General features: G+C 72.2%; 24 protein-coding genes and 4 pseudogenes. 10 read left to right on the top strand and 18 right to left on the bottom strand.

All coding sequences use genetic code 11. From position 1 onward, the window contains the following. Nucleotides 1-156 precede the first annotated feature (156 nt). A complete protein-coding gene (locus ACIPXC_RS07610; protein ID WP_401614519.1) occupies nucleotides 157-1,224 on the top strand; it encodes an NAD(P)-dependent alcohol dehydrogenase in 1,068 nt (355 codons plus the stop codon). A gap of 162 nt (nucleotides 1,225-1,386) precedes the next feature. Here ACIPXC_RS07610 and ACIPXC_RS07605 read toward each other — a convergent pair. Both ACIPXC_RS07605 and ACIPXC_RS07600 read right to left on the bottom strand, forming a co-directional pair. Continuing rightward, nucleotides 1,387-1,533, bottom strand: a pseudogene (locus ACIPXC_RS07605) (helix-turn-helix domain-containing protein); the annotation flags it as partial. A 23-nt stretch (nucleotides 1,534-1,556) separates the two neighbouring features. Beyond that, complete coding sequence (locus tag ACIPXC_RS07600) at nucleotides 1,557-2,066, bottom strand: DUF6879 family protein (RefSeq protein ID WP_401614517.1); 510 nt, start codon at nucleotides 2,064-2,066, stop codon at nucleotides 1,557-1,559. Nucleotides 2,067-2,294: 228 nt separating this feature from the next. Here ACIPXC_RS07600 and ACIPXC_RS07595 point away from each other — a divergent pair, with 228 nt between their 5' ends. Continuing rightward, a complete protein-coding gene (locus tag ACIPXC_RS07595) occupies nucleotides 2,295-2,780 on the top strand; it encodes a hypothetical protein (protein ID WP_401614515.1) in 486 nt (161 codons plus the stop codon). A gap of 51 nt (nucleotides 2,781-2,831) precedes the next feature. Here the strand turns inward: ACIPXC_RS07595 and msrA are convergent, their stop codons facing one another. From msrA to ACIPXC_RS07575, 4 genes are all read right to left on the bottom strand, one after another. Beyond that, nucleotides 2,832-3,500, bottom strand: coding sequence for a peptide-methionine (S)-S-oxide reductase MsrA (msrA, locus tag ACIPXC_RS07590; protein WP_401614513.1), 669 nt, complete (start codon nucleotides 3,498-3,500; stop codon nucleotides 2,832-2,834). Nucleotides 3,501-3,573: 73 nt separating this feature from the next. Further along, nucleotides 3,574-4,734 (bottom strand): hypothetical protein, encoded by a 1,161-nt coding sequence (locus ACIPXC_RS07585; RefSeq protein ID WP_401614511.1) that lies wholly within the window; start codon nucleotides 4,732-4,734, stop codon nucleotides 3,574-3,576. Then, on the bottom strand, nucleotides 4,731-6,329 hold the full coding sequence (locus tag ACIPXC_RS07580; RefSeq protein WP_401614509.1) for a M48 family metallopeptidase: 1,599 nt from the start codon (nucleotides 6,327-6,329) through the stop codon (nucleotides 4,731-4,733). The genes ACIPXC_RS07585 and ACIPXC_RS07580 overlap by 4 nt, the downstream gene beginning before the upstream one ends. 386 nt (nucleotides 6,330-6,715) lie before the next feature. Next, nucleotides 6,716-7,822, bottom strand: a complete 1,107-nt coding sequence (locus ACIPXC_RS07575) for a hypothetical protein (RefSeq protein WP_401614507.1) — start codon at nucleotides 7,820-7,822, stop codon at nucleotides 6,716-6,718. A 76-nt stretch (nucleotides 7,823-7,898) separates the two neighbouring features. Here ACIPXC_RS07575 and ACIPXC_RS07570 point away from each other — a divergent pair, with 76 nt between their 5' ends. Then, nucleotides 7,899-9,056: a cystathionine gamma-synthase gene (locus ACIPXC_RS07570; RefSeq protein ID WP_401614505.1), complete on the top strand. Its 1,158-nt coding sequence runs from the start codon at nucleotides 7,899-7,901 to the stop codon at nucleotides 9,054-9,056. A 202-nt stretch (nucleotides 9,057-9,258) separates the two neighbouring features. On the opposite strand, the gene ACIPXC_RS07565 is transcribed toward ACIPXC_RS07570, so the two are convergent. From ACIPXC_RS07565 to ACIPXC_RS07555, 3 genes are read right to left on the bottom strand one after another with little or no spacing between them, the layout of a single operon-like run. Then, nucleotides 9,259-9,513, bottom strand: coding sequence for a hypothetical protein (locus ACIPXC_RS07565; protein ID WP_401614503.1), 255 nt, complete (start codon nucleotides 9,511-9,513; stop codon nucleotides 9,259-9,261). Then, the gene (locus tag ACIPXC_RS07560; protein ID WP_401614501.1) at nucleotides 9,510-9,932 is read right to left on the bottom strand and encodes a sigma factor-like helix-turn-helix DNA-binding protein; all 423 of its coding nucleotides are present in this window, start codon (nucleotides 9,930-9,932) and stop codon (nucleotides 9,510-9,512) included. Before ACIPXC_RS07560 ends, ACIPXC_RS07565 begins: the two co-directional genes overlap by 4 nt. Nucleotides 9,933-9,988: 56 nt before the next feature. Further along, the gene (locus ACIPXC_RS07555) at nucleotides 9,989-10,510 is read right to left on the bottom strand and encodes a MarR family winged helix-turn-helix transcriptional regulator (RefSeq protein WP_046779115.1); all 522 of its coding nucleotides are present in this window, start codon (nucleotides 10,508-10,510) and stop codon (nucleotides 9,989-9,991) included. A 435-nt stretch (nucleotides 10,511-10,945) separates the two neighbouring features. On the opposite strand from ACIPXC_RS07555, the gene ilvA reads away from it, so the two are divergent. Beyond that, a complete protein-coding gene (gene ilvA / locus ACIPXC_RS07550) occupies nucleotides 10,946-12,178 on the top strand; it encodes a threonine ammonia-lyase (protein WP_401614498.1) in 1,233 nt (410 codons plus the stop codon). Between the two features lie 76 nt (nucleotides 12,179-12,254). Here the strand turns inward: ilvA and greA are convergent, their stop codons facing one another. Further along, the gene (greA, locus tag ACIPXC_RS07545; protein WP_030964565.1) at nucleotides 12,255-12,752 is read right to left on the bottom strand and encodes a transcription elongation factor GreA; all 498 of its coding nucleotides are present in this window, start codon (nucleotides 12,750-12,752) and stop codon (nucleotides 12,255-12,257) included. Nucleotides 12,753-12,931: 179 nt separating this feature from the next. Continuing rightward, the gene (locus tag ACIPXC_RS07540; protein ID WP_401614496.1) at nucleotides 12,932-13,345 is read right to left on the bottom strand and encodes a DUF4307 domain-containing protein; all 414 of its coding nucleotides are present in this window, start codon (nucleotides 13,343-13,345) and stop codon (nucleotides 12,932-12,934) included. 107 nt (nucleotides 13,346-13,452) lie between these two features. Here ACIPXC_RS07540 and mca point away from each other — a divergent pair, with 107 nt between their 5' ends. Both mca and ACIPXC_RS07530 read left to right on the top strand, forming a co-directional pair. Then, nucleotides 13,453-14,334, top strand: coding sequence for a mycothiol conjugate amidase Mca (gene mca, locus ACIPXC_RS07535; RefSeq protein WP_037881454.1), 882 nt, complete (start codon nucleotides 13,453-13,455; stop codon nucleotides 14,332-14,334). A gap of 2 nt (nucleotides 14,335-14,336) precedes the next feature. After that, nucleotides 14,337-14,570 (top strand): hypothetical protein, encoded by a 234-nt coding sequence (locus ACIPXC_RS07530; protein WP_401614494.1) that lies wholly within the window; start codon nucleotides 14,337-14,339, stop codon nucleotides 14,568-14,570. A gap of 117 nt (nucleotides 14,571-14,687) precedes the next feature. On the opposite strand, the gene ACIPXC_RS07525 is transcribed toward ACIPXC_RS07530, so the two are convergent. From ACIPXC_RS07525 to ACIPXC_RS07515, 3 genes are all read right to left on the bottom strand, one after another. Continuing rightward, the gene (locus ACIPXC_RS07525) at nucleotides 14,688-18,068 is read right to left on the bottom strand and encodes a tetratricopeptide repeat protein (protein WP_401614492.1); all 3,381 of its coding nucleotides are present in this window, start codon (nucleotides 18,066-18,068) and stop codon (nucleotides 14,688-14,690) included. Nucleotides 18,069-18,651: 583 nt separating this feature from the next. Next, the gene (locus ACIPXC_RS07520) at nucleotides 18,652-19,875 is read right to left on the bottom strand and encodes an FAD-dependent oxidoreductase (RefSeq protein WP_401614490.1); all 1,224 of its coding nucleotides are present in this window, start codon (nucleotides 19,873-19,875) and stop codon (nucleotides 18,652-18,654) included. Further along, nucleotides 19,872-20,516: a TetR/AcrR family transcriptional regulator gene (locus ACIPXC_RS07515; protein WP_401614488.1), complete on the bottom strand. Its 645-nt coding sequence runs from the start codon at nucleotides 20,514-20,516 to the stop codon at nucleotides 19,872-19,874. Before ACIPXC_RS07515 ends, ACIPXC_RS07520 begins: the two co-directional genes overlap by 4 nt. Before the next feature lie 173 nt (nucleotides 20,517-20,689). Between ACIPXC_RS07515 and ACIPXC_RS07510 the strand changes: the two are divergent. Beyond that, nucleotides 20,690-20,839: pseudogene (locus ACIPXC_RS07510) on the top strand (DUF255 domain-containing protein); the annotation flags it as partial. 232 nt (nucleotides 20,840-21,071) lie between these two features. Next, the gene (locus ACIPXC_RS07505; protein WP_401614486.1) at nucleotides 21,072-21,617 is read left to right on the top strand and encodes a Uma2 family endonuclease; all 546 of its coding nucleotides are present in this window, start codon (nucleotides 21,072-21,074) and stop codon (nucleotides 21,615-21,617) included. A gap of 393 nt (nucleotides 21,618-22,010) precedes the next feature. Here the strand turns inward: ACIPXC_RS07505 and ACIPXC_RS07500 are convergent, their stop codons facing one another. Together ACIPXC_RS07500 and ACIPXC_RS07495 are read right to left on the bottom strand one after the other, a co-directional pair. Next, nucleotides 22,011-23,027 carry a zinc-binding dehydrogenase gene (locus ACIPXC_RS07500; RefSeq protein WP_401614484.1) on the bottom strand — a complete coding sequence of 339 codons (1,017 nt, stop codon included), beginning with the start codon at nucleotides 23,025-23,027 and terminating at the stop codon, nucleotides 22,011-22,013. Continuing rightward, nucleotides 23,020-23,454 (bottom strand): 4-oxalocrotonate tautomerase family protein, encoded by a 435-nt coding sequence (locus ACIPXC_RS07495; protein WP_401614482.1) that lies wholly within the window; start codon nucleotides 23,452-23,454, stop codon nucleotides 23,020-23,022. The genes ACIPXC_RS07500 and ACIPXC_RS07495 overlap by 8 nt, the downstream gene beginning before the upstream one ends. A gap of 106 nt (nucleotides 23,455-23,560) precedes the next feature. Between ACIPXC_RS07495 and ACIPXC_RS07490 the strand changes: the two genes are divergently transcribed. Next, the gene (locus ACIPXC_RS07490) at nucleotides 23,561-24,145 is read left to right on the top strand and encodes a TetR/AcrR family transcriptional regulator (protein ID WP_401614480.1); all 585 of its coding nucleotides are present in this window, start codon (nucleotides 23,561-23,563) and stop codon (nucleotides 24,143-24,145) included. A gap of 84 nt (nucleotides 24,146-24,229) precedes the next feature. Here ACIPXC_RS07490 and ACIPXC_RS07485 read toward each other — a convergent pair whose 3' ends face one another. Together ACIPXC_RS07485 and ACIPXC_RS07480 are read right to left on the bottom strand one after the other, a co-directional pair. Beyond that, nucleotides 24,230-24,706 carry a 4-oxalocrotonate tautomerase family protein gene (locus ACIPXC_RS07485; protein WP_401614478.1) on the bottom strand — a complete coding sequence of 159 codons (477 nt, stop codon included), beginning with the start codon at nucleotides 24,704-24,706 and terminating at the stop codon, nucleotides 24,230-24,232. A gap of 183 nt (nucleotides 24,707-24,889) precedes the next feature. Next, nucleotides 24,890-25,027, bottom strand: a pseudogene (locus ACIPXC_RS07480) (metallophosphoesterase); the annotation flags it as partial. On the opposite strand from ACIPXC_RS07480, the pseudogene ACIPXC_RS07475 reads away from it, so the two are divergent. After that, a pseudogene (locus tag ACIPXC_RS07475) lies at nucleotides 25,020-25,375 on the top strand (TetR/AcrR family transcriptional regulator); the annotation flags it as partial. The pseudogenes ACIPXC_RS07480 and ACIPXC_RS07475 sit on opposite strands and share 8 nt — an antisense overlap. Nucleotides 25,376-25,467 lie beyond the last annotated feature (92 nt).

The following is a 25,467-nucleotide window of genomic DNA, read 5'->3' as shown; positions in this document are numbered from 1 at the left end:
TATCGCCGGGCGGGACACCGCACGGACGGCGTCAGCCTGACCCCACCAGTAGTAGGTTCGCCAGTCCTAGGAAGCACAGGGGGATGGGTGCCGGCGCGACGGACCGGCAGCGTGGTGCGTACCGCAGACACCACGGCTTCGAGGAGCACGCACCCCATGTCCGCCACCGCCACCGCCGCCCCGTACGCCCGGGTCGCCGCGTACGCCGCGCCCGCCCCGGGCGCCCCGCTGGAGCGCACCACCGTCCCGCGCCGCCCCGTCGGCCCGCACGACGTCCTCATCGACATCAAGTACGCAGGGATCTGCCACTCCGACATCCACCAGGCGCGCGACGGATGGGGCGAGGGCATCTACCCGATGGTCCCCGGCCACGAGATCGCCGGAGTCGTCGCCGAAGTCGGCGCGGACGTCACCCGGTTCACCGTCGGGGACCGGGTGGGCGTCGGCTGCATGGTCGACTCCTGCCGCGAGTGCGAGTACTGCCGCACCGGCCGGGAGCAGCACTGCGTACAGGGCATGACCGGCACCTACAACGCCCTCGACCGGAGCGGCGAACCCACCTACGGCGGCTATTCGGCCCGTCTCGTCGTCGACGAGAACTACGCCGTCCGCATCCCCGACGGCCTCGGCCTCGCCGAGGCGGCCCCGCTGCTGTGCGCCGGCATCACCCTCTACTCGCCGCTGAAGCACTGGCAGGCGGGCCCGGGCCGGAAGGTCGCGGTCGTCGGCCTCGGGGGCCTCGGCCACATGGGCGTGAAGCTGGCGCACGCGCTGGGCGCGGAGGTCACCGTACTGTCGCAGACCCTCCGCAAGGAGGCCGACGGCCGGCGGCTGGGCGCCACCCACTTCCACGCCACCGAGGACGAGTCCACCTTCGAGAAGCTCGCCGGGAGCTTCGACCTGATCCTGTCCACCGTCTCCGCCCCGCTCGGCCTGGACGCGTACCTGGGCCTGCTGAAGGTCGACGGCGCGCTGGTGAACGTGGGCGCCCCGGAGGAGCCCGTCTCCCTGAACCTCTTCTCCGTCATCGGCGGCCGCAGGACCCTCGCCGGATCGATGATCGGCGGGATCGCCGAGACCCAGGAGATGCTGGACTTCTGCGCGGAGCACGGCCTGGGCGCGGAGGTCGAAGTCATCGACGCGGACCGGATCAACGAGGCCTACGCCCGCGTCCTGTCCAGCGACGTCCGCTACCGCTTCGTGATCGACACCTCGACGATCTGAGCCCGTCCGCCTGCCGGCCGACCCGGCAGGCCGGTGGGCGGACGGGCGGGGCAGGGCAGGTCGGGAGCGGCACGGTTCGGCGTGCACGTCACGAGGGCGACGGAGTGGAAGACAGTGCCCTTCAGGTAGTGGCCGAGGGACACGTCCCACTTCCTCGCTCACGCCTATGGCAGTGAGGACCAGGTCCACGTCCTGGACGGTCGGTCGTACCTTGCCGGTCTCGATCTTCGAGAGCTTCCCGGCAGACATGGAAGCCCTGCGGGCCACCGCGTCACCCGTGAGTCCGGATGCGTCGCGCAGCGCCCGCAGGGCTTTCCCGATCGAGTCGGCGGTCAGTGGTGCCGCTCCCGGTAGTCCGCGAACGGCACAGCTTCGGCCAAGGCGCGGTCTCGGTAGTCCTGATACTCGGCAAGGCAGTGGGCAGGAAGCAGGTCGGCGCCGGTGAACGCACCTTCGGGCGTGTAGTGCATCCGGTACACGTCCTGGTCGTCGAACAACCAGAAGTCGTGATCGGGCAGGCCGGTCACGGTCTGCTCTGACAGGTCGATGATTCCGATGGTCTCGCCGGCCGCGATGTTGCCCGGATAGGCGGCCAGTTCGTACCGCAGGTAGTCGGTCAGCGGAGACCGGAGGACGTGGACGCGTGAGACCTGCTTGCCCTTGTCGGTCATCGACCGCACCCATGGGTTGTCGTACCAGTCAGGGCCCATGTCCCCGCCGGCCAGGAAGCGTTCGTACTCCTCGCGCTCCTCCTCCACGCTGTAGACGGAGAGCGTCTCCAGGCGGAAGGCGGTCCGCTCGAAGGTCTCGAAGAGACGGCCGAACTCCTCACCGCCCAGCACGGAAGTACTCCTCCAGCACCGCGGCCGGGATTCCGTTCCTGCGCTCCGGGTCACCGGACAGCTTCCGCAGCATCCTCGCCCCCACATGTCGGCGTACGCCTGTCGCGTTCGATGCTCCCGAGCTGGTTGCGGTGGGGTCAAGCACTGGTCCTTTCCAGAACGGGAAAGCAGCCCGCTCGGTGGGAATCGAGGATGCGCCGGGGTGTACGCGGCGGCTACAACGGCAGCATGACCGTCTTCCTGTGTGCCAAGTGCGGCGTCAGCCTCACGCCGGACCTGACGCCGCTGCCTGCCGTTCCCTCGGCGCCCGACGACGAGGAACGGGACAAGGGGAGCCGACTGGCGCCGGCCACCATGCCGCAGGGGCGCTACGCGATCGAGACCGACCCCTGGGGCGCTCCGTACGTGCCGCATCCGGACCAGGAAGAGGGCGGGCCCGCGCAGCCGCGTGGACCCTGGCGCAGTGACGAAGGGGTGCTCATGATCTCTGCCGGGCCGCTCGGCAACATCGTGATCCACCCCGAGGACGCGCCGGGCATCCAGCCGCTGCCGGACTGGGAGAACAGCGGCGGATGCTGCGGACCGTCAGGAGACAGCGGACTCAACCGTGCCTGCCCCTGTGGCGCCCGGGTGGCCACGCTCGCCGCGGACTGCTGGGGCCCGTACGAGCTCCATCTGGACGCGAAGCGGGTCTACGGCTACGACCCGTCCTGATCAGTACCCGGGTCAGCCGCTCGTGCGCCGGGTCCGGGAGCAGCGGGTCGCTCACTCCCCGGGGGCCGCGGCCACGCCGATCGGGCAGGAGACGCCCGTGCCGCCGATGCCGCAGTAGCCGCCCGGATTCTTGTCCAGGTACTGCTGGTGGGCCGCTTCCGCCGGCCAGAAGGGCCGCTCGGCCGCCGGGAGCACGGTTGTGGTGATCTGCCCGTAGCCCGAGGAGCCCAGGACCTGCTGGTAGGCCGAGCGGGAGGCCTCCGCCGTCGCCTGCTGGGCGGGGGAGTGCGTGTAGACCGCCGAGCGGTACTGGGTGCCCACGTCATTGCCCTGGCGGAAGCCCTGCGTGGGGTCGTGGGACTCCCAGAACAGCTTGAGCAGGGCCGCGTAGGAGACCTGCGCCGGGTCGAAGACCACGCGGACGACCTCGGTGTGGCCGGTCAGGCCCGAGCACACCTCCTCGTACGTCGGATTCTCCGTGAAGCCGCCCTGGTAGCCGGCCAGCGTGGTCCACACCCCGGGGGTCTGCCAGAACTTGCGCTCGGCGCCCCAGAAACAGCCCAGCCCGAAGTCGGCGACCTCCAGGTGGGCCGGATAGGGGCCGGCCAGCGGGTTGCCCAGCACGGTGTGCTTCTCGGGCAGGGCGAACAGCGGCTCCGCGCGGCCCGTCAGGGCCTCCTCGCGGGTGGGGAGCTCGGGCGTACGGCGGTACGAGAACATGGATTCCCTCCTTGTGGGAGGGACAACGCACGGAGGGCGGGCCGGGATTCCCCGGCCCGCCCTCCGCGCGTTGTCACGGTTCCATACCCGGCGTGACCTCGCGCACCGCCCAGTCCCGTGCGTGCACGTAGCGGGACTTCGGCCAGTAGTACCAGGGCATCGCCCCGATGTACCCGTCGATGTGCCGGAACTGCTCGACCGCCTCCGCGTCCCGGTCCTGCCAGAACAGGAACCAGGCGAGCAGGTGCCGCAGCCGGACCGTCCGCCGGTCGTCCGGGTCGGCCGCCGCCAGGTCCACGAGGGCCGCCTCCACCGCCGCGGCGACCTCCGGCTCCTTGAAGAAGGTCTCCGGCCTGAGGTCCGACTCGTGCAGTTCCTGCTCGACGTAGGCGATGAGCGGCAGCGCGGACAGCAGCTCACCCGGCTCGGCCCCGGCGGCGCACGCGCGGGCGAAGGCGAGCGCCCGCTCGTGCGAGCCGCGCCATTTCTGGCTCCAGTACTGCATGGCGTTGGTGTGGGCCGACAGGTTCTTCGGGTCACGCTTCGTGATCTGCGACCACAGCTGCTGGTACTGCTCGTGCGGGTACCCGAGGCCCAGGCTGACGGACTGCTCCACCATGTACGGAACCGGGTCCGCGGGATCGGCCAGCCGCTGGGCCTCCCACGCCTGCTCCTGGGCCTTGGCCAACAGCTCGTGGAAGATCCGGAACTGCTCCTGGGTGGTGTGGCTGGCCCGCGCGGAGCCCCGTACGTTCCAGGCCACCAGGACGCCCGTGTCGGCGTTCACCAGGGCCGCGGTCGCGTCGGCCGGCCGGGCCGCACGCCAGGCCAGCAGCCAGGCGTCGTCCTCGGCCGCCACCTCGGCCAGGGCGCGGACCCGCTGCCAGCGCTCCTCCCAGTCCTTCCCGCACGCCTCGACGTACGTGGCTCCCGCCTCCCAGTCGCCGCCGCGGACCGCGTCGAGCGCGGCCCTGCGCTCGGGCGGGACGGGCAGGGCGTTGTCGGTGTCGAGGTCCTCCTCGGCGACGAAGCCCAGCGCGACGACCGCGGCGGCCTGCCGGGCCTTCTTCTCGGCCTCGGCGGCGGCGGTGCGGCCGTCGGAGGCCACGGTCCGGCCCTCCAGGGCGGCCACCTCCGCCTCCAGCCGCTTCGCCTTGCGGATGTAGTAGACGCCGCGCAGCACCTTGAACGCGCCGAACAGCAGCATGGCGCCGAGGATGTACAGGCCGATCACGGGGCAAGCACCAGCTTCCGCAGGGGTTCGGTGTCGGGTACGTCGGCGACGACCGCGTCCAGGGCCAGGCGGAGCTGCTCCTCGAAGCCCTCGACCGGGTAGTGCAGCGAGGCCGAGTCGGACCACGACAGCTGCCAGCGGGCGTGTCCCCGACCCGTCAGCTCCACGGTGACCAGCTGGTTCAGGGCGCGCCGGACGACCGGGCGGGCGAACTCGCGGGCCGTGCGGCCCGTGGCGGCCGCGGCCTCCTCCGACTTCGGGAGGCGGTCGGCGATGCGCCAGCGCACCGCCGGGTCGGCGTCGACCGCGTCGAGGAGGGCGGGCAGCTCCGGGCCCGCGCCCTCGGCGGCGAAGGCCTCACGGATCTCCTCCGCGCCCTGGCCGACGTACCGCGTCATCGACTCGTGGACCAGGTCCTCCCAGTCCAGCCGCCGCAGGCCGAGGGCCTCCGGGGTGAGGACGGCCTGCTCCAGGGCGGCCAGCGCGGCACCCGCGTCGGTCAGCAGCGCCAGGGCGGGACGGGCGCTCTGCCCGGCGCGGCCGTCGTCGGGCAGGGCCTCGATACGGGCGACGCGCTCGGCGAGCGGGGGGTGCGAGTCGTACGGGGAGGCGGGCTCGGTCGACAGGTCCCGGCGCAGCCCGTCCAGCTCCTCCGCACGGGCGTCGAGCAGCTTGCGCAGGCCGCCGAAGACCTCGCCGGGGCGGGGCAGCAGACCGGCGCCGACGCCGAGGGTGGCGTAGGAGCTCATGTAGAAGCCGTGCGCGGAGTCGAGGGCGTTCAGCTCGCGCAGCGCCGAGGCGGCGGAGTCGCGGCCGGCGACGCGCACCGAGGCGAGGTCGGCGGCGAGCTCCTGGCGGCGGCCGGCGGTGTGGGTGGCCCGCATGTAGAAGTTGCCGTACGCCCTGTAGATCTTGGCCATGGCGCGGTACGTCGCGCCCTGGCCCGCGGTGTCGACGCCCTTGGCGCCCTTGCCCTTGGCGAGCCGCTTCTCGTCCCGCTTCTCCTGGCGGGCCCGCTCCTTGGCGACCTTGTTGTCGGCGCGCTCGTGGAAGTGGTCGATCGTACGGATCAGCTGGGCGCGGCCGCGGGCGATCAGCGGGGTGAGACGGGTGTCGAAGTTGGCGTAGTGGCCCATCTCGTGGGCGAGTACGGCGCGCAGCTGCATCTCGTCCAGGCCCGTCATCAGGGGCAGGCCGAGGTAGAGGCGGCGGGTACCGGGGCGCAGGCCGAGCAGCCGGGCGTCCTCGGCGACGGCCGCGTTCACCTCGTCGATCAGCACGATCTCGTCGGGGGCGCGGGTGCCGACCTGCTGCGCGACCTCGCGTACGGTCTGCCACAGCACGGGCTCCTGCGCCTCGGTGACGGTGACACCGGCCGGCGGCTCGCCCTTGGGGGTGCGGAGCATGAACAGGCCACGGACGATCGGGACGGCGAGGACGACCGACACGATGATGATCTTGAAGGCGGCCGGGCCGTGCAGCCAGGTGACGACGGCGAAGTCGATGCCGACGAGGGCGGCGAGCAGGATGACGCCGAGCAGGTAGAAGCCTGCGAGCAGGACGAGCGCGCGCACGGCGCGCAAAGAAGCGCCCATATGGACAGATCCCCCCACGGGATGAAGAAGAGCGGTGCTCAGACGCGTGGCGGGGGTCGACGGCCGCCACGCCGCATGATGCGGCTCAGAGAGTGTTTACGGCAACCTTATTCACCGCTCGCCGCCGCCGGCCGTGGGGGTACCCGCGGGTAGGGCTCGCGGGCGGAGCCGGCGGGCAGGCACCGCCTTCCGGTGCGGACGCCGGGTGCGGATGCCCGGCGCGGATGCCGGGCGGGCCGGCCCACGGACGTCCCGGCGGATGCTCCGGCGGGCGCCCCGGCGGGCGGACCGCCACCCGCCGGGACGGTGACCGGCTACCGCGCCGGGACGGTGACCGGCTACCGCTCCGGGACGGTGACCGGCTACGCCGCCGGGACGGTGACCGGCTACCGCGGAAGCGTCGCCGGGGAGCCGCCGTTGGCCTCGTAGCCCGCGACCGCCAGCGCCCGGTACACCGCGTACTGCGCCGCCGGGTCCTCCGCCGCCGACCACGGCAGGGCGCCGACGTAGCCGTCCACGTGCCGGACCTGCTCCATCGCCTCCGCCCACCGCTCCATGTTGACCAGGAACAGCAACAGCAGGTGCCGTACGTGCGCCAGCATCGGGTCGTCCTGGCGGGCCGTGTGCACCGAGTACAGCGCGCCCTCCACCGCCCGCGTCACGGCCTCGCTCCGGTAGAAGCCGGTGCTCAGGATCACGTCCGGCAGGTTCTCGTACAGCGCGAACAGCGGCAGCGCCGCCAGCAGCGAGCCCTGCGGGGCACGCGCCGCCGCGGCGTGCGAGAAGGCGTCGGCCTTCTCCCTCGAGCCGTGCCACTTCGCGCACCAGTAGTGCAGCGCCGCCAGATGCGCGCCCATGTGCTCCGGCGCCCGGTCGATGACCTTCGCCCACAGCTCGTCGAACTCCGCCTCCGGGTACGCCAGACCCCGGGCGATCGACAGCTCCGTGATGTACGGGACCGGGTCCCCCGGCGCCAGCAGCGCGGCCCTGCGGCACGCCTCCCGGGCCTCCTCCAGGATGATCCGGTGGTCCTCGGACCCGACACCGCCCGAATGCCGCCACGCCTGCTGCACCAGCAGCTCCGCGTGCACCTGCGCGCCGCCGGCATCCTTGTCCGCCTCCAGCCGCCACGCCTTCAGCCACTGCGCGCCCACCCCGGGCTGCGCCACCAGCTCCAGCGCCGCCGACCCGCCGAACGCCTGCACGCGCTGCCAGCGCAGCTCACCCTCCCGCGGGGTCCCGGCGAGCAGCTGCGAGGCCGCCTGCCACTGGCCGGTGCGCCGCACGTTGTCGAGCGCGTCGATCAGATCCTGGTCGGGTCCGGGGAGGCGGATGTCGAGGTCCTCCTGCCGGTCGAATCCGTAGTTCGCCGGGTCGGCCGCGTCAGGGCTGCCCGGCGCGACCAGGCGGACGCCGCCGCGGCGGCGCCGGACGTACGGTCCGACGATGAACACGATCATGAGCACCGCGAACAGCAACCACAGAATCTCCATGCCTCCAGCGAACCAGACCGAGGGGGGAAGAGGCGAACAGGGGGGTGCACGCCGGACCGGGGCATAGCATCTGACCATGAGCGACGACAGCCACGAGCACCAGAGCTTCGAGACCCGCGCGATCCACGCGGGCAACACCGCCGACCCGCAGACCGGCGCGGTCGTGCCCCCGATCTACCAGGTCTCCACCTACAAGCAGGACGGTGTCGGCGGCCTGCGCGGCGGCTACGAGTACAGCCGCAGTGCCAACCCGACCCGCACCGCGCTGGAGGAGAACCTCGCGGCACTGGAGGGCGGCCGGCGCGGCCTCGCCTTCGCGTCCGGACTGGCCGCCGAGGACTGCCTGCTGCGCACGCTGCTCTCCCCGGGCGACCACGTGGTCATCCCGAACGACGCCTACGGCGGCACCTTCCGCCTCTTCGCGAAGGTCGTCTCCCGCTGGGGCGTGGAATGGTCGGTGGCCGACACCTCCGACGCCGACTCCGTCCGCGCCGCCCTCACCCCGAAGACGAAGGTCATCTGGGTCGAGACCCCCTCCAACCCGCTGCTCGGCATCACCGACATCGCCGTCGTCGCCGACATCGCGCGGACCGCGGGTGCCAAGCTGGTCGTGGACAACACCTTCGCCTCGCCGTACCTGCAGCAGCCGCTGGCGCTGGGCGCGGACGTGGTCGTGCACTCGCTGACCAAGTACATGGGCGGGCACTCCGACGTGGTCGGCGGCGCGCTCGTCACCGCCGACGAGGCGCTGGGCGAGGAACTGGCCTACCACCAGAACGCGATGGGCGCGGTGGCCGGGCCGTTCGACTCGTGGGTGGTGCTGCGCGGCATCAAGACCCTGGCCGTGCGCATGGACCGGCACGCCGAGAACGCGGCCAGGATCGTCGAGGTGCTCACGCGCCACCCGAAGGTCACCAAGGTCCTCTACCCGGGCCTGCCCGAGCACCCGGGCCACGAGATCGCCGCGAAGCAGATGCGCAACTTCGGCGGCATGGTCTCCTTCCAGGTCGCGGGCGGCGAGGAGGAGGCCGTCGCGGTCTGCGGCCGCACCAAGATCTTCACGCTGGCCGAGTCCCTGGGCGGCGTCGAGTCCCTCATCGAGCACCCGGGCCGCATGACGCACGCGTCGGTCGCCGGTTCGGCGCTGGAGGTCCCGGCGGACCTGATCCGCGTCTCGGTGGGCATCGAGAACGCCGACGACCTGATCGCGGACCTCACCCAGGCCCTGGGCTGACACCCCGCCCCCGCCGGGCCCGGGCCTACCCCGGCGGGCCTGGTCCCGGCGGGCCCCAGCCCGGTCCCGGCGGGGCAGGCCGGGTCCCGGTCGCGGCGGGCCCGTCCCGCCTCCGGCCCGGCGGGGCAGGCCTGGTCCCGGCGGGGCAGCCGCAATGCCCCGGCTGCGCCGCGCGACCCCGGCTGCTGCGCCGGAGGCCGGCCTACCAGCCCTCCAGGGGCGGGGAGATGCCGCTCGGCGGGCCCGCCCAGGGGCGTGTCAGGGAAGCCCAGACCACGAAGGCCACCGCGGCGGCGAACAGCACCGCCCACCCGAACCTGCGCAGCGCCCGGCGCCGCCGCAGGAGCCGGTCCCCGCGGGCCGCCGCACCTGCGGCCAGGCCCGTCGGGACCACTGGGTACGGGCCCTCCAGGAGCTGCCTGACCTGGGCCTCCTTCCGGTCGGGAACCCCGCTCACGCCGCCTCCCGGGCCCTCAGCAGGGACACCGCCCGGTTGCACAGCACGCGGACCCGCTCCACCGGCATCCCGAGCTGCGCCGCCGTGACCTCCTCCGCGAGCCCCTCGTAGAGCCGCAGGACCACCACGAGCCGCTCCTGCGGGCTCAGCCGCGCCAGCACGCCGGTCCCGCCGTGGTGGTGCCGGCCGGTCCGGGCGAAGGCCGTGCACAGCTCGTGGCGGGTGAAGTCGTACGGGTCGTCCGCGCGCAGCCGCCGCCAGTGCGCGTACGTACGGGCCAGCGCGCCCGCGAGCAGCCGCCGGGCCGACTCCGGTTCGCCGGTCAGCAGCACCGCGACATGCAGCAGCCGCCCTGCCGCACCCGCGACGAAGGCTTCGAACTCCCCGTAGGAGCCCGACTGTTGATCAACCGCCCGCATGCACACATAGTGCGGCCGGTAGGACCGGTCAGGTCAAGAGGACGGACGCACTCCGCTCAGGAGGCGGGACCGGCTTCGGCCACGGCCGCCATCAGCTCCGACAGCGACAGGTTGAAGCGCGTCAGCAGCCCGGTGAAGGACTCGCGCTCGTCCTCGCTCCAGCCCTCGGTGACCCGCGCCATGAGCTCGCGCCGCGAGGAGCGCACCTCCTCCAGCCGCGCCAGCCCCCGCGGGGACAGCGCGAGGACCACGGCCCGCCCGTCCTCGGGGTGCGAGGTCCGCTTGACCAGGCCCCCGTCGACCAGCGGTGCGACCTGCCGGGTCACCGTGGACGAGTCGATCCCCATGCCGCCGGCGAGCGCCTTGACGCCCATCGGGCCTTCCAGGTCGAGCCGGTTGAGCAGCAGGTAGGCGGCGCGGTCCATCGAGTTGCGGGCCTGGCCCACGCCGCCCAGACGGGTCTGCTCGGCGCGGCGGGCGAAGACCGCCACCTGGTGCTGGAGCGCGTCGAGGAGACCGGCTCCGGCGGGCGCTTCGGCCTGCACGGGCAGATCGGAATTGGCCGGGGAGGAAGGCATGGCCGTGGGCTCTCTTCGCGTGGGTCCGACAAGGATGGGGGACAGCGTACGCGGCCCTGCGGCGGCTCGTACGCCGCGTACGAGAACTGATACGACCCGCCGGGGCGGCCGTCCCACAGGCGTTCCGGATGGCGAGATCTCGTCCCTGCGCCATCGGCCCGCCCCGGCCCCGCGGCCCGGGCCCGCCCAGGCCTCCGCCGCAGCCCGTCCCGGCCGTCGGCCGCAGAGCACCCCGGTCTCCGCCGCAGCCCGTCCCGGCCGTCGGCCGCAGAGCACCCCGGTCTCCGCCGCAGCCCGCCCAGGCCCCCGCGCCACGACCCGCCTCGGCCCTGCGGCACGGCCCACCCCATCCCGCGCCGCGGAGCGCCCCGGCCCCTTCCGGGGCTCCCGCGGACGCTCCCGGCCCGCCCGCCCCCGGGCTGCGAGACTGACGGCATGAACTACCGCGTGCCCCAGCCCGTCCCCCAGGTGATCCTCGACGACGTCCGGGGGGCCCAGAAGATGCTGTCCGGTGTCTCCCGGGTCACGCCGATGGAAGGCAGCAGGCACCTCTCCGCCCTCACCGGTTCGCCGGTCCACTTCAAGTGCGAGAACCTCCAGCGCACCGGCTCCTTCAAGCTCCGCGGGGCGTACGTGCGCATCGCGGGCCTGCGCCCCGAGCAGCGCGCCGCCGGAGTCGTGGCCGCCAGCGCCGGCAACCACGCCCAGGGCGTGGCGCTCGCCTCCTCCCTCCTCGGGGTCCGCTCCACCGTGTTCATGCCGGTCGGGGCACCGCTGCCGAAGGTCGCGGCGACCCAGGAGTACGGGGCCGACGTACGCATGCACGGCCAGGTCGTCGACGAGACCCTCGCCGCGGCCCAGGAGTACGCCGACCGCACCGGGGCCGTGTTCATCCACCCCTTCGACCACCGCGACATCATCGCCGGCCAGGGCACGGTGGGCCTGGAGATCCTGGAACAGTGCCCGGAGGTGCGCACCATCCTGGTCGGGATCGGCGGCGGCGGGCTCGCCGCCGGCGTGGCCGTCGCGGTGAAGGCGCTGCGGCCCGACGTACGGGTGATCGGGGTGCAGGCGGCCGGCGCGGCCGCGTACCCGCCCTCCCTCAAGGCCGGCCACCCCGTCTCCATCGACCACCCGAACACGATGGCCGACGGCATCAAGGTGGGCCGCCCCGGCGACGTCCCCTTCCGGATCATCGGAGAACTCCTCGACGACGTGCGAACGGTGTCCGAGGACGCCCTCTCCAGCGCCCTGCTGCTCTGCCTGGAACGGGCGAAGCTCGTCGTAGAGCCGGCCGGGTGCAGCACGGTGGCGGCCCTGCTCAGCGAGCCTGAACTGTACGGCGCGGGCCCGGTGGTGGCCGTACTGTCCGGTGGGAACGTCGACCCGCTCCTGCTCCAGCGGATCCTGCGGCACGGCATGGCGGCGGCGGGCCGCTACCTGTCGCTGCGGCTGCGCGTGACCGACCGGCCCGGCGCGCTCGCCGGACTCCTCGGGGTGCTGTCGGTGGTCGACGCCAACGTGCTGGACGTGAGCCACGTACGGACCGACCCGCGGCTGGGCCTCACGGAGGTGGAGGTGGAGCTGCAACTGGAGACGAAGGGGCCGGAGCACTGCGCGGAGGTCGCGCGGACGCTGCACGGCGCCGGGTACAAGGTGATGGGCTAGGGGCCGCCCTCATGCGTGATGCCCGGCCGGAGAACCGGCCGGGCATCACGCATGAACCAACAGTGACCGAGGGTGATCAGCCGGTGAAGGGCTTGACGTCCAGGATCCTGACCGAGGCCTTCTTGCCGTTCGGCAGCTCGTACTCGGCGTCCTCGCCGATCGACTTGCCCATGACGCCGGTGCCCAGCGGGGACTGCGGGGAGTACGTCTCGAAGTCCCCGGACGCGTACTCGCGCGACGCCAGCAGGAACTCCATCGTGTCGTCCTCGTCGCCGTCGAAGGCGATCTTCACGAGGGTGCCCGGTGCCACCACGCCGTCGGACGCGGGGGCCGTCCCGACCTTCGCGTTCTCCAGGAGCTGCGTGAGCTGGCGGACCCGGAGCTCCTGCTTGCCCTGCTCCTCCTTGGCCGCGTGGTATCCGCCGTTCTCGCGGAGGTCACCCTCCTCGCGGGCGGCTGCGATCTTCGCGGCGATCTCCGTACGGGCGGGACCAGAGAGGTAGTCCAGCTCCGCCTTCAGCTGGTCGTACGCCGCCTGGGTCAGCCAGGTGACGCTCTCGCTCGTCTGGGTCACGGGTGCTCCTCGTCGGTACAGGGGACTACACGCCCGCCAGCGGCGGACGAAACCACGAGCCTAACAATTCGGGAAGAAAAGGGGGAGGACCCCAGAGGGGCATTGCCCCGCGGGCCGCGCTCCCAAGCCTCGGCATGCGCCTCAGCCGACGGCATACGCCTCAGCCCACGGCGTACGCCTCAGCCGGCGGACGCCGCCGGCTGGCATCCCACCAGCTCGATCATGGTGGCCCGGCCGGTGGTCCTCACCGAGACGACCTCGTCGACCCGCGACTGCCGCTGGGCGAAGGTGAAGTCGGCACGGCCCACCTCGGCGTGCTGCTCGTCCTGCGAGACCATGGTGCAGACGCCGGTGACCGAAGCGTCCTTGCGGACCTCCAGGTGCACCTTCACCTCGGTGTCCGAGATCACCTGGAACTTGATCACCTCGGCGCTCACGCTCCGCCCCGCGACGTAGTCCCAGCCGATCCAGCCGATCATGCCCAGCAGCAGGACACCCAGCGCAGCGCCGATGATCTTGAGCTTCCGGTCCGTACGCTCGTCCGCCGACCGGCCGTACCGGCCCTCGGGCAGTCCCTCGCGCACCGCGCTCATGATCTTTTCCTCTCGCTGGGGAGGGTGGGCCATCCCTGGAATTTTCCGTCCCCCAGTTCGGTCACTATAGAAGCCGAGTGTCGCGCCCAATCGCAGAGGATCCTGTTTTGACCGAGCAGCTTCGACTGATGGCCGTCCACGCCCACCCCGACGACGAGTCGAGCAAGGGCGCGGCCACGATGGCCAAGTACGTGTCCGAGGGGGTCCCCGTGATGGTCGTCACCTGCACGGGCGGCGAGCGGGGCTCCGTACTGAACCCCAAGCTCCAGGGCGACAAGTACATCGAGGAGAACATCCACGAGGTACGCGCCAAGGAGATGGAAGAAGCCCGCCAGATCCTCGGCGTCCAGCAGGAATGGCTCGGCTACGTCGACTCCGGCCTGCCCGAGGGCGACCCGCTGCCCCCGCTCCCCGACGGCTGCTTCGCCCTCGCGGACGTCCACGAGGCCGCCGGCGAGCTGGTCAAGAAGATCCGCGCGTTCAAGCCGCAGGTCGTCACCACGTACGACGAGAACGGCGGCTACCCGCACCCCGACCACATCATGACCCACAAGATCTCCATGGTGGCCTTCGACGGCGCGGCGGACACCGAGAAGTACCCCGAGGCCGAATACGGCCCCGCCCACCAGCCGCAGAAGCTCTACTACAACCAGGGCTTCAACAAGCCGCGCACCATCGCCCTGCACGAGGCGATGCTCTCCCGCGGCCTGGAGTCCCCCTACGGCGAGTGGCTGGAGCGGTGGAAGGAGTTCGAGCGCAAGGAGCGGACCCTGACCACCCACGTCCCCTGCGCGGACTTCTTCGAGATCCGTGACAGGGCGCTCATCGCGCACGCCACGCAGATCGACCCGGACGGCGGCTGGTTCCGCGTGCCCATGGAGGTCCAGAAGGAGGTCTGGCCCACCGAGGAGTACGAACTCGCCAAGTCGCTCGTCGACACCTCCCTCCCCGAGTCCGACCTCTTCGCGGGCATCCGGGAGAATGCCTAGCCATGAGCGCTACGCAGGCAGCACTGACCCAGCTCCTTCCCCTGGCGGGTGACACCTTCGACAAGAACAAGGTGACCCCCGGCGTCCTGGGCTTCCTCGTGTTCGCGGCCCTCGCACTCGGCGTGTGGGCCCTGATGAAGTCCATGAACCGGCACATGGGCCGGGTCGACTTCGAAGAAGCCCCGGACCCGACGACGGCCACCCCCGCCACCCCCACGGCGAAGCCGACCAGCTAGGTCGTCCTGCCGTTGCCGGCCCGCCGCGAGGCGGCGGGCCGGCAATCCCGGCATGCCCACCGGCCGCCGACGCGGGCGGGTGCCGGGGCCGTGGCGGGCGGGTGGTCAGGGCCGGGGTCAGGAGCGGGGTACTCCCATGACCTCCCGCGAATGCAGGTTCGGTACCAGGCCCAGCCGCCACGCCTGCCAGCCCTCGGCCGGGTCCACGCCCCGGCCCAGGATCACCCCGTACGTCTCCAGGCACTCCTCCAGCCGGCCGTCACGCGCCGGATGCGGCGCCTCCGCCAGCCGCGCCAGCTCCGCCCGCGCCTCCTCCGGCACCCCCGGCCCCGCCAGCCCCACGTACGGCAGCAGCGTGCACCGCAGGAAACGGGCCCAGTCCTCCCCGCGCCGGTCCCCGTACGAGATGAACAACCGGACCGCCTCCTCGCACAACCCGAGCGCCTGCGACAGCCGCCCGTTGCCCGCGTCGACCACCGCCAGCTCCAGGCACGTCCACGCCTCCCCGTGCGCCAGCCCGATCCGCTGGAAATCCGCCCGCGCATCCACCAGCAGCTGCCGGGCGAAACCCGAGTTCTTCAGGTTCCCCGTCTGCGCCGCCCGCTGGTCCCGCGTCACCCGGCCCGAATGGTGGCGGGCGTGCGCCAACCCGTACACGTCCCGCATCCGCGAGAACATCGTCCGCGCCCGCTCCAGCTCCCGCACCGCCTGGTCCCGCTCCCCGCTCACCTCCAGCGCCTGCCCCAGGTAGTACTGCGTCCACGCCTCCCCCCGCGCGTCCTCCGCCTCCCGGTGCCGGGAAAGCGCCTCCCGCAGCCGCTCCACCGCCGGTCCCGGATCCCCGGCCACCACCCGCGCCCGGCCCAACTGCGTCAGCGCCCAGGCCTCACCACGGTCGTCGCGGGTCCGCCCGTACAACTGCAACGCCAGGTCCAGCTCCTTCTCCGCCCGCTCCACCTCACCGAACCGCAGGTGCACCTGCCCCAGCTGGAAGTGCGCCCACGCCTCCCCGTGCACGCTCTCGCTCTCCCGGTGCAGCTCCAGCGACGTCTCCAGCAGCCGCGTCGCCTCCGCCAGGTGCGCCAGATCCCGTTCCACCGCCGCCAGTGCGTGCAGCCCCCACGCCCGGTCACCCGCCAGCTCCGCGGGCTCCTGCAACACCAGCGCCTCACGGATGCGCACCGCCGCCTCCGGCAGATTCCCCTGGTGGTGCAGCGTGATACCGAGCGAGACCAGCGCCATCGCCGCCCCCGCCTCCTGATGGGCCTCCATGTACTGGTCCACCACCGACGTCAGCGTGGTCCGCGCCTTGTCCAGCTCACCCAGCTGCCGCGCCGCGATACCCGTACGCCACTGCACCGACCGCACCAGCCGACCCTGCGGCCCCGCCTGATCCCGCCGTCCCGCCGCGACCGCCTGCGTCAGCTCGTCGATCTCACCCAGCCGGTACAGGTCCCCGCGCAACAGACAGAAATCGCACAACGCCCCCAGCAGGTCCAGCACCGCCTGCTGATCGACCCCCTCCGAGTGCCGCAGCGCCGCCGTGATGAAACTCGACTCGTCGTCCAGCCACCGCAGCGCCGCGTCCAGCGAGACGAAGCCGTGCCCCCCGAACTGGTTCGCCCGCGTCGACATTTTCCCGTCGACCATCCGGATCACCGAGTCCGCGAGCTGCGCGTAGTCACGGATCAGCCGCTCGTGCGCCGCCACGACCTCCGCCCGGTCCTCGTCCGCCGCCAGCCGGGCCGCAGCGTACGCGCGCACCGCGTCATGCATCCGGAACCGCTGCCCCCGCACCCGCTCGATCAGGCCCGCCTCCCACAGCTCCTCCAGCGTCCGCAACGCCGCCTGCTCCGGTACGTCGGCCAGCGCGGCCGCCGCCGCACCCCCCAGCGAGGCCCGCCCCGCCAGCGGCAACCGCCGCAGCAGCAGCCGGGCCGGCTCGGCCAACCGGGCATCGGCCGCGCGCAGCGCCGCCTCCACCGGATGCACCCCGGTCCCCGGATCCACCCCGGCCACCGGATGCACCCCGGTCCCCGGATGAACCCCGGTCCCCGGATGCACCCCGGCCCCGTCACCGCCGCCCGAGGCCACCGACCCGGCCCCGCCCGCCACGGCCACCCCGTCACGCACCAGCGGAGCCAGCATCCGCAGCGCCAGCGGCAGCCCCCCGCTCACCTCCACCACCGAAGCCACCCCGGCAGCGGCCCCCGCGGCCGCCGCCTCCGGCGCCACCGCCCGCACCAACTCCGCCGACTCCTCCCCGTCCAGCCGCTCCACCGGCAGCTGATGCACCCACGCCGCCAGATCCCCCGGCAACTCCAACGGCTCCCGCGCCGTCACCAGCACCAGACTCTCCGAACGCTCCGGCACCAGCATCCGCACCTGCGCCGCATCCACCGCGTCGTCGAGCAGCACCGTCACCGGCAACCCCCGCAGATGCTGGTGGTACAGCTCGCCCAGCCGCCTCACCTGCTGCTCCGCCGACGCCCCCTCCCGGAACAACAATTGCTCACGCGGTGCACCCAGCCGGTTCATCAGGTGCAGCAACGCCTCCCGCATCGACAGTGGCGCCTCACCCGGCTCACCGCCCGTCGAACCACCCCGCATGTCCACCACACACGCACCCCGGAACTGGTCCCGCAACGCGTGCGCCGCCCGCAGCGCCAGAGCCGTCCGCCCCACCCCCGGCTCCCCGTGCAGCACCACCACCACCGGGCGGGTCTCCGTACTGGCCCGCGCCGCCTGCACCCACTGCGCGATCCGCGTCAGCTCCGCCCGCCGCCCCGCGAACCGGTCGGCCACATCCGGCAACTGCCCGAACGAATGCTCCAGCGCACTGCGCCGCCGCGCCTCCGCACTGCGATCCACCCCGCGCAACGGCGGCCCGGCAGCCCGCGCCGACGACAACGTGACCGGCCGCGTCGCCCGCGTCGCCCGCGGCGCACGCGCCGCCGCGGCCACCGCACGCTGCTGCTCCAGGAACGGACGTACCCCGCGCACCTCCAGCGCCGACAGCCACTGCAGCCTCAGCTGCTCCGCCCCACCGGGCCGCCCCCGCTCCCCGGCCCGCCGGTTCGCAGCCGGCACGTGCACCGCCGTCACCTTCGCCACGGTCGCCACCGCCCCCGCGATCCCCACGACAGCACCCGCCGTCAACGCCGTACCCGCCGCGACTCCCAGCGACAGGTCCGCCCCGACGGCCGCCGCCGCCGCGACCGCGGTCACCAGCACCGCCGTCGACGTGTCACCCCGCCGGAACGCCTCACCCAGCGACTGCTCCCCGGCCGCCGCCTCGTCCAACGCCCGTACGTACGCCTCGTACTCGGGAGCCGCACTCGCGGCGAGCGCATCCAGGGCCTCCCTGCCGCGCGTCAGCAGCGCAGCCCGGTCCACCGCCCCGCCCGCGGCGTCCGCCGAGCCCGCCCCCCGCCGGACCGCCTCGTCCACGGCCCGCTCCAACAAGCGCTCGGCTTCACCGCGATGGCTGTCCCGCATCGGCATCCCCCTCAGAGAGCTCCGGCAACGTGCCACAAGTGTCCTGCGGGACTCCGCCGCGCGCGAGGGAATCTGAGCTAGTTCAGAGGGAAGCGGTGACTCCTTCGTGCGGTCGAGTCGGAAAACACCAACTCCCTTAATACAGAGCGTCCATGACGCCATGAGAGATCCGCGCCGCGGCGGCCGCCCGCAAGCGGCACCGGATCGCCGAAACCGCCACCCCGACCTCACCATCCCACCCCCACCCCCGCACCCGCACCCACTACCCCCGCACCCGCCCGGACCCCTTCCTACGGACGACCTCTCGGCGCCCCCTACAGGGCCCCAAGATCGACCATGAAGGAAAAGGGTGCGGTGGCCTTCACCGTTCCGGTGAACACCTCGCCGCTCATCGTCTGAGTTGTCGACCTTCATCGGTTCGCGCTTCGGTGTCGTATGGTGCGCAACAGCCCCTGGCCCCCGGCGACACGCGGCTCCTTGTTCGGCGCGGACAGGCTTGAGCCGGTCAGCTTTTGAGGAACCTCGCATGCCGTTGCAGCACACCCTCATCTGTCACCGCAGGCTCTCCACATGGGGCGACGTCTCAGCCAGGGCCGCTATGGGATCGTGAAACCGGACCGGAGTGCCGGCGGCCGCTCGTGGTCTCACGGGTCAGGACGGCCGGTTTTCCGGAGAGCGAGCGGGCCACGAGCCGCCCCACTCCGGGCAGTCCGGACAGTCGCATGGCCGCCCGCCTGGCGCGCAGGCGCGACGGCGACGCGGGGAGGAACCACTCGGCCGCCGCCCTGCCCGCCTCCTGCTTGTCCAGGGTCACGGGGCGCCAGCGCTGCTCGTATGCGGCCAGCCCGGCCGCCACGGACGAGGCCCGGCCGAGTTCTTCGGCCAGCACGTACGCTCCCGCGACCCCGAGCGAGGCCCCCTGGCCCGCGAGCAGGGACACGGCGTAGGCGGCGTCTCCGACCAGCACCGTGCGCCCCCTGCTCCAACGGTCCATCACGATCTGCGCCACCTGGTCGTAGTACACCTCGCTGGACGGAGGGCACTTGCGCAAGGCGCGCGGGACGACCCAGCCGAGCCCGTCGTAGGCCTGGCGTACGGCTTCCCGGGTGTCACGTGGAACGTCTCCGCTCTCGGACCGGTGCACGCCAAAGGCGGCGACCCGCCCGTCGCGCAGGCCGTAGAGCCCCATCTGGCGATCGACTGTGTCGGTCAGGCAGAGCCGGCCCCGCACCTGCTCGAAGACGTCCGGGTCGTCGAAGACATAGGCGGCCGTGTGGAACCCCCGGTACTTCAGGAAGGACGCCTCGCCGCCGAAGACCAGCCCGCGCACGGTGGAGTGGACGCCGTCGGCGCCGACCAGCAGGTCGGCCCGTTCGACGCTGCCGTCGACCAGGGTCACGCGCACCTCGTCGGGCGTCTCCTCGATGCTCGCGGGGCCGGTACCGAAGCGCAGGTCCACGCCCGGAGGGAGCGTCTCGCGCAGCGCCAGCTCCAGGTCGGGTCGCATGATGCTCATCAGCCGCCCGCCGACCGCGCGCGAGAACTGGGTGTAGTCCAGGCCGGCGCGGCGACGCCCGTGCTCGTCGACGAAGCTCGCCTCGTCGATGCGGTAGGCCAGCTCCGTCAGCCGCGGGAGGAGCCCCATGGCCTCCATCGCGTCGTACCCCGGGCCGAAGAAGTCGACCATGTACCCCTGGGTTCGGGGGCCGGGGGCCTTCTCCAGTACCACGACGTTCCAGCCCAGCGCGTCCAGTCGACGTGCCAGGGCGAGCCCTGCGATCCCCGCCCCGCAGATCACTGCTTTCATGCCGTATCACCTGTTCCCTCGGCGGTCAGTCCTCCGCCGTAGACGGCCAGTACTTCCGGCGCCCAGCGTTCGAGGCCCGCGGCGGACAGTGGGTCGGTCCCCAGGACCTCGGTCAGTCGTGGTCGCAGGAGGAGCAGTGCGAGGTCGTTGACGAGCAGGAACGCGGCCCGCACCTGCGGATCGTGTCCGCGTGTGGCCTGACCGGCCCGCTCCATCTCCTCCAGGGTCCGCAGGCTGAGCTCGAAGAGCCGGCGGAAAAGGGTCCGGCCGGCTTCGGCGTCCGACATCAGCAGCCGCCCCAGGTAGGCGGGGACCGGCGAATCCTCGGGCAGATGACGCAGTACGGCGGCCCCGAGGGAACGCGCCTGCCCCCTGGTCTGCTCGGGGCCCTCGGGACCGTACGCCGAGACCTCGCCGAGCACCGCCTCGAAGACGGCGAGCACATGCTGGTCGACGTCCTGCCGCAGTCCGTCCTTCGAGCCGAAGTGGTGCAGTACGAGCCCCGGTGACACGCCGGCGGCCTGCGCGATCTGCCGTACGGACACCGCGTCGGGCCCGGACTCCGCGAAGAGTCGGAGGGCCTCGTCGCGCATGACGGCCCGGTTTGTCCGGTCGTTGTCGTCTCTCATGACTGAACGCATGTTCAGCATCTTAAACAGTCGTTCAGTCCGCGGGCAAGGGGATGTCGTGGCGGGGTGGGGGATCGGGGTGGAGCGTGGCCGTCGGGGCGTCGATGTGCCGTCGGCGGGGTGTCGGGTGACCGGGGTGCCGAGATGACACTTCTCGTGATCCGCAGACGGGGGAGAGCGGCGGTATGAACCGACTGGCAGACTCCCGGTCGCCGTATCTCCTCCAGTACGCCTCCAGTCCTGTGGACTGGCGGCCATGGGGAGAGGGGGTGATGCAAGAGGCCAAGCGGCGCGACGTTCCCATCCTTCCCTCGGTGGGCTGTTCGTCGTGCCACTCAGCCTGATGATCACTGGTGCCAGTGGCTTAACGCAACCAGGTAGTCCTGAACTGGGATTTTTCCGGAGAGTACTGGCGCAGATGCGTATGGTGCGCGACTGGGGCAGAACGTCAGCGCTTGGACCGAAGATCAGTGCACCCCCGCCACTCTTGCTGAGCCGACGCTCTCGCAGTGGCCCCGTATGAGACCGTGGCCCCATATCCTGAGAGGCGACGGGAAGGAGCCGTTGATGAGCGTCGACGCGGTCATGCACACCGAGTTCCCCGCCGGGTACGTGATCTTCTTCGGTATCGACGGGAAGGTGGTAATGACTCCGCAGAGCTTCGAGCACTCCAGCACGATCAAGTCGATGCAGATCGACTCGCTCTCGCTCGGCCGGCACGCGAAGACCGCCTCCGACGTCTGCCTGGACTTCCCCGCCGACGAGAACTCGGCCCCGGACTTCGCGATCCTGCGGGAGGACGCGCAGCGACAGGGCAAGCGCTACAGCTTCGAGGACGTCCTGTTGATCGCCGAGGTGGTGTCGGTCTCCTCCGCGCGCAGGGACTACGACGACTGCACCGCGAAGTACGGCCGCTACGGCATCCCGGTCTACGTGGTGGTGGACCCGTACGCCGCGGAGGTCGTCGTCCACACCCAGCCCACCGGCTCCGGCTACATCGCGGCGCACACCCACAAGTACGGCTCGGGCAAGTTGCCCATCGAGCTGGCCGACGGGCGGACTTACACCCTCGACCTTGACGAGCTGCCCCGGCCCGAGGCTGACGCGCGCTGACCGCACCACCTGGCTCATCGTTCCTGCAGCACCTTGCCGGCTCCGAGCGAGCAGGGCGATGGCTGCCATCGAGGCTGCCTCCCGCATACATCCGTACCCCGCCTGGGAATTCATCCACCGCGGGGATCTCGCCGGGTGCGCGGTGACGTCCAGTCAGCTGCCGGGTCAGGCTGCGGACGCCGTCCGCCACCTGGTGCAAGGTGTCCGGTTCGGCGGTGGTGCGGACGGCGGTCTCGACCAGGGCGCGCAGTTCGTGGCCGGGCGCCGCGATAGCTGCCCTCTGCCGCTTCAGGTCCTCGTCGGCCGGCGGCTCGGCGGCGGGGCGGGTCGCGGTGTGGTGGGTGAGGGGCGAGGTCATCGGGTTTCTCGGTGTACGGGGCCGGTGCTGTGGGATCAGGGTGTGGTGAGGTCGCGGACGAAGACGGGCTTGAGGTGCCGCTCGGGCAGTGCCGAAGGTAGGTCCTCCCAGTCGAGGACATGGGAGACGACCCGGGTGGGTTCGACGGTGCCGGAGCCGGCGAGGGCGAGGGCGTCGGGGATGTGGGCACGGACGTTGTCGCGGGCGATGCGCAGGGTGACGCCGGTGAGGTACATGTCGAGCAGTGGGAGTTCGCCGGGCCGGAAGTGGTTGCCCGCCGACTCGCAGAAGCCCTCCGGCGCCAGGGACTTGACGGCGAGTTCGAGTTGGCCGACGCGGCCGGTTGCCTCCACCGCGAGGTCGAAGCCGTGCCGGATCGGTTCGATCGCCTCGGCGGTGCGCGCCCCGTAGGTCTCGGCGAGTGCCCGGTGCGCGGGGTCGGGGTCGACGTACAGGACGTCGGAGGCGCCGAGGGCGCGGGCGATGTCGCACACGTACAGGCCGATGCTGCCGCGTGCGATGACCAGGACGCGGGCGCCGGGGCGGTCCTTCAGGTGGGGGGCGACCAGGCGCCAGGCCAGGGACCAGTTGTCGCTGGCGGAGGCCATGGCGACCGGGTCGAGGCCGGGCGGCAGCGGGACGAGCATGGCGTCGGCATAGGGGACGCGGACCAGGTCGGAGAAGAGCCCGCCCCAGGTACCGCCGATCGGTGCGCCGTACATGGCCATGTGCGGAACTGACGTGCAGTGCGCGGTGAGCCCGGTCCGGCACTGGTCGCACGTGCCGCAGCTGATGGACCAGGGGACGACGACCAGGGCGCCGGGGGCGACGGTGGTGACCTCGTCACCGGTCTCGATGACGCGGGCGACGCACTCGTGGCCGAGGGCGAAAGGCGGGTCGAGGAAGCCGTGGCCGGCGAGGATGGAGGAGTCGACGTCGCAGGAGGTGGCGGCGACCGGCGCGACGATCGCCTCCCGGTCGGAGGCGAGCGCCGGGTCCGGGGCCTCGCGCCACTCCACGGTGTTGCGCGCGACGTACGTCAGTTCACGCATCGGTGGCCGCCTCCTTCTTGGCCAGGGCGACCAGGTCGGCGTACCGGACGACGGAGCCGCCCGCGCCCCAGGTTCCGTCCGGCTGCTCGTGGATGAGCACCCACACGCGCAGCGCCTCGCCCTGGGGCAGGCCGGCCGCGTTCAGCACCGTGCGGGTCGCGTCCTCGACCAGGCCGGCCTTGCGGCGCTCGGACAGGGCGCCCTGGGGCACGGTGACCTCGACGAGGAAGCGCGGTGCGTCGTCCTCCGCGGTGACCTGCGCCCCGTGCGGCAGTTCGGTCAGGTAGCTCCACGCCTGGGCGCGGAAGAACGCGGTGTCGGGCGCGCCCTCCCAGCGCAGCAGCACGGAGGCGAGCTCGCGCTGCACACTCGCGCGGCCCTCCTCGGTGAGGGCGCCGGTGGGTGTGGTCAGCCGGATCATCGGCACGGTGGCTCTCCTCGCGGGTTGTCGCCGCCATCGGATTATGACGGTCGTTATAGACGGTGGCCACGCTAGACTATGACAAGCGTTATAACCAGAGGGGAGCAGGCACGTGCCCAAGACGAACCCGCAGGCGCGGGAGCGGATCGTGGCCGGCGCCGCCGACATGATCAGCCGGCGGGGCCTGAGCGCCACGAGCATCCGCGAAATGGCCAAGCACGCCCAGGCGCCGCTCGGCTCCACTTACCACTACTTCCCCGACGGCAAGCAGCAGTTGGCCACGGAGGCCGTCCGCTACACAGGCGAGTGGGTCGCCCGCAGCCTGCGCAAGGAGCTGGAGAAGGGCCCGGCCGCCGGGCTCCGGGCGTTCCTCGCGCTGTGGCGCAAGATCGTCGTGGACACCGACTTCCGCGCCGGATGTCCCGTGCTGGCCGTGGCCATCGAGGAACCGCCGACCGGCGAGATCCCGCCTGCCCTGGCCGCCGCGGCCGAGGTCTTCGACCAGTGGGAGTCCCTGCTCGCCGGCTCCCTGCGGGCCCACGGCGCCGAGCCCGACCAGGCCGCGCAGATCGCCACCCTCATCGTGTCCTCTGTCGAGGGCACCGTGGCCATGTGCCGGGCCAAGCGCACCATCGAACCCCTTGACCGGGTGGCCGCCCAACTCCAGGGACTCATCGGTCACGCCACCGGGACCTGAGCCGAGCGCCGCCCCAACATCGCACAAGGCCCCCAGTGCCGGTCGGCGTCCCGCCGGAAAGCGGGACGCCGACCAGGACGCCTGTCATGCACCGAGGGCGGCGCGGATCGCCTCGGCCTTCTCCTCGGTGAACACACCGCTCTCCAGCAGGGGGAGCACGGACAGCACGCCACCGCGCGAGCCCCAGCTGCCCTCGTCGATCACCCGGAAGTTGACCCACCAGGCCGGAGCCGGCTCCGGCAGGCCGCACGCCTCGGCCATCGCGGCCAGGACCCGCTCGACGACCTCCGTGCGCACCTCCTGGCGCCAGTCGCCGTCCATGACGGCGACGTCGATGACCATCACATCCAGGCCAGGCCCCGCATCGGCCAGCAGCCGGCCGCCGATCGCCATCATGTCGCTCTCGCGCTCGACGAAGTGCACCTGGAAGCCAACCCGCGCGGCGGGCGCGAACTGCCCGACCTCGGGCACCAGGGCTGCGTCCGTCAGCGTCTCGGCCAGCTTGCGGCGCTGCTCCTGGCTCAGGCGGCCCTTCGGGGTGTTCACGGTGATGATGGTCACGACTACCTCCTATGACGGTCGTTATAGAACGAGGCTACACCGACCTATAACGAGTGTCATATAAAGAGGTGGCTCCAGCGCCACGTCCCACGGCTGGACCCGGCGGACGCCAGTGGAACCAACCTCATGAGATGGCATGTCAGGAGGCCGGGCCTGCGGCAGCGCGTCGCAGACGGCTCGGTCTCACGCCGGGCCCGACGCCGGCTCCACCACCGTCACGTCCGAAGGCGCCCCGACCCGGGTCGGTGGGCCCCATGCGCCCGTGCTGCCCCGTGACACGTGCAGCTGGGTGTCTCCGTAGCGTTCGAGGCCCGCGACGGAACTACTCAAGCCCCGTGCGCCCGATCAGGCCCTGCGCGCATGGATGGACGAACTCGCCCGCTTCGCCGTCGCCAAGGTCGGCCTGTCGGAAGCGATGCGCCAGGTCCGCGGACGACGGACGGCCCCGCCCAGCCGGGATACGCGCTGGTCGGCGAGGTGATCGGGGCGCTCCTCGCCGCCAACCGCGAGGTCGGCGCCATCCGATTGGGAGTGACCCCCGACGACTTCATCCTGGCCGTCGCCGGCATCTGGCAGAGCGACTCCCGCGGCGACTGGCAGGCCCAGAGCACCCGCCTCCTGGACCTCGTCATGGACGGGCTGCGCACGGGAGTACCAGGACGAGGCTGACCTCCCGTCTCTTGGTCGGCTCGCCGGTCGGACCGGCGCCCGGCTCGCCGGCACGGCCCGTGCGGGTTCAGTCACCGTGGTTGTGCAGGAGG

It is taken from the genome of Streptomyces sp. NPDC090021, assembly GCF_044748225.1.
Classification (GTDB): Bacteria; Actinomycetota; Actinomycetes; order Streptomycetales; family Streptomycetaceae; genus Streptomyces.
This window is presented reverse-complemented; position numbering and strand designations above follow the sequence as displayed.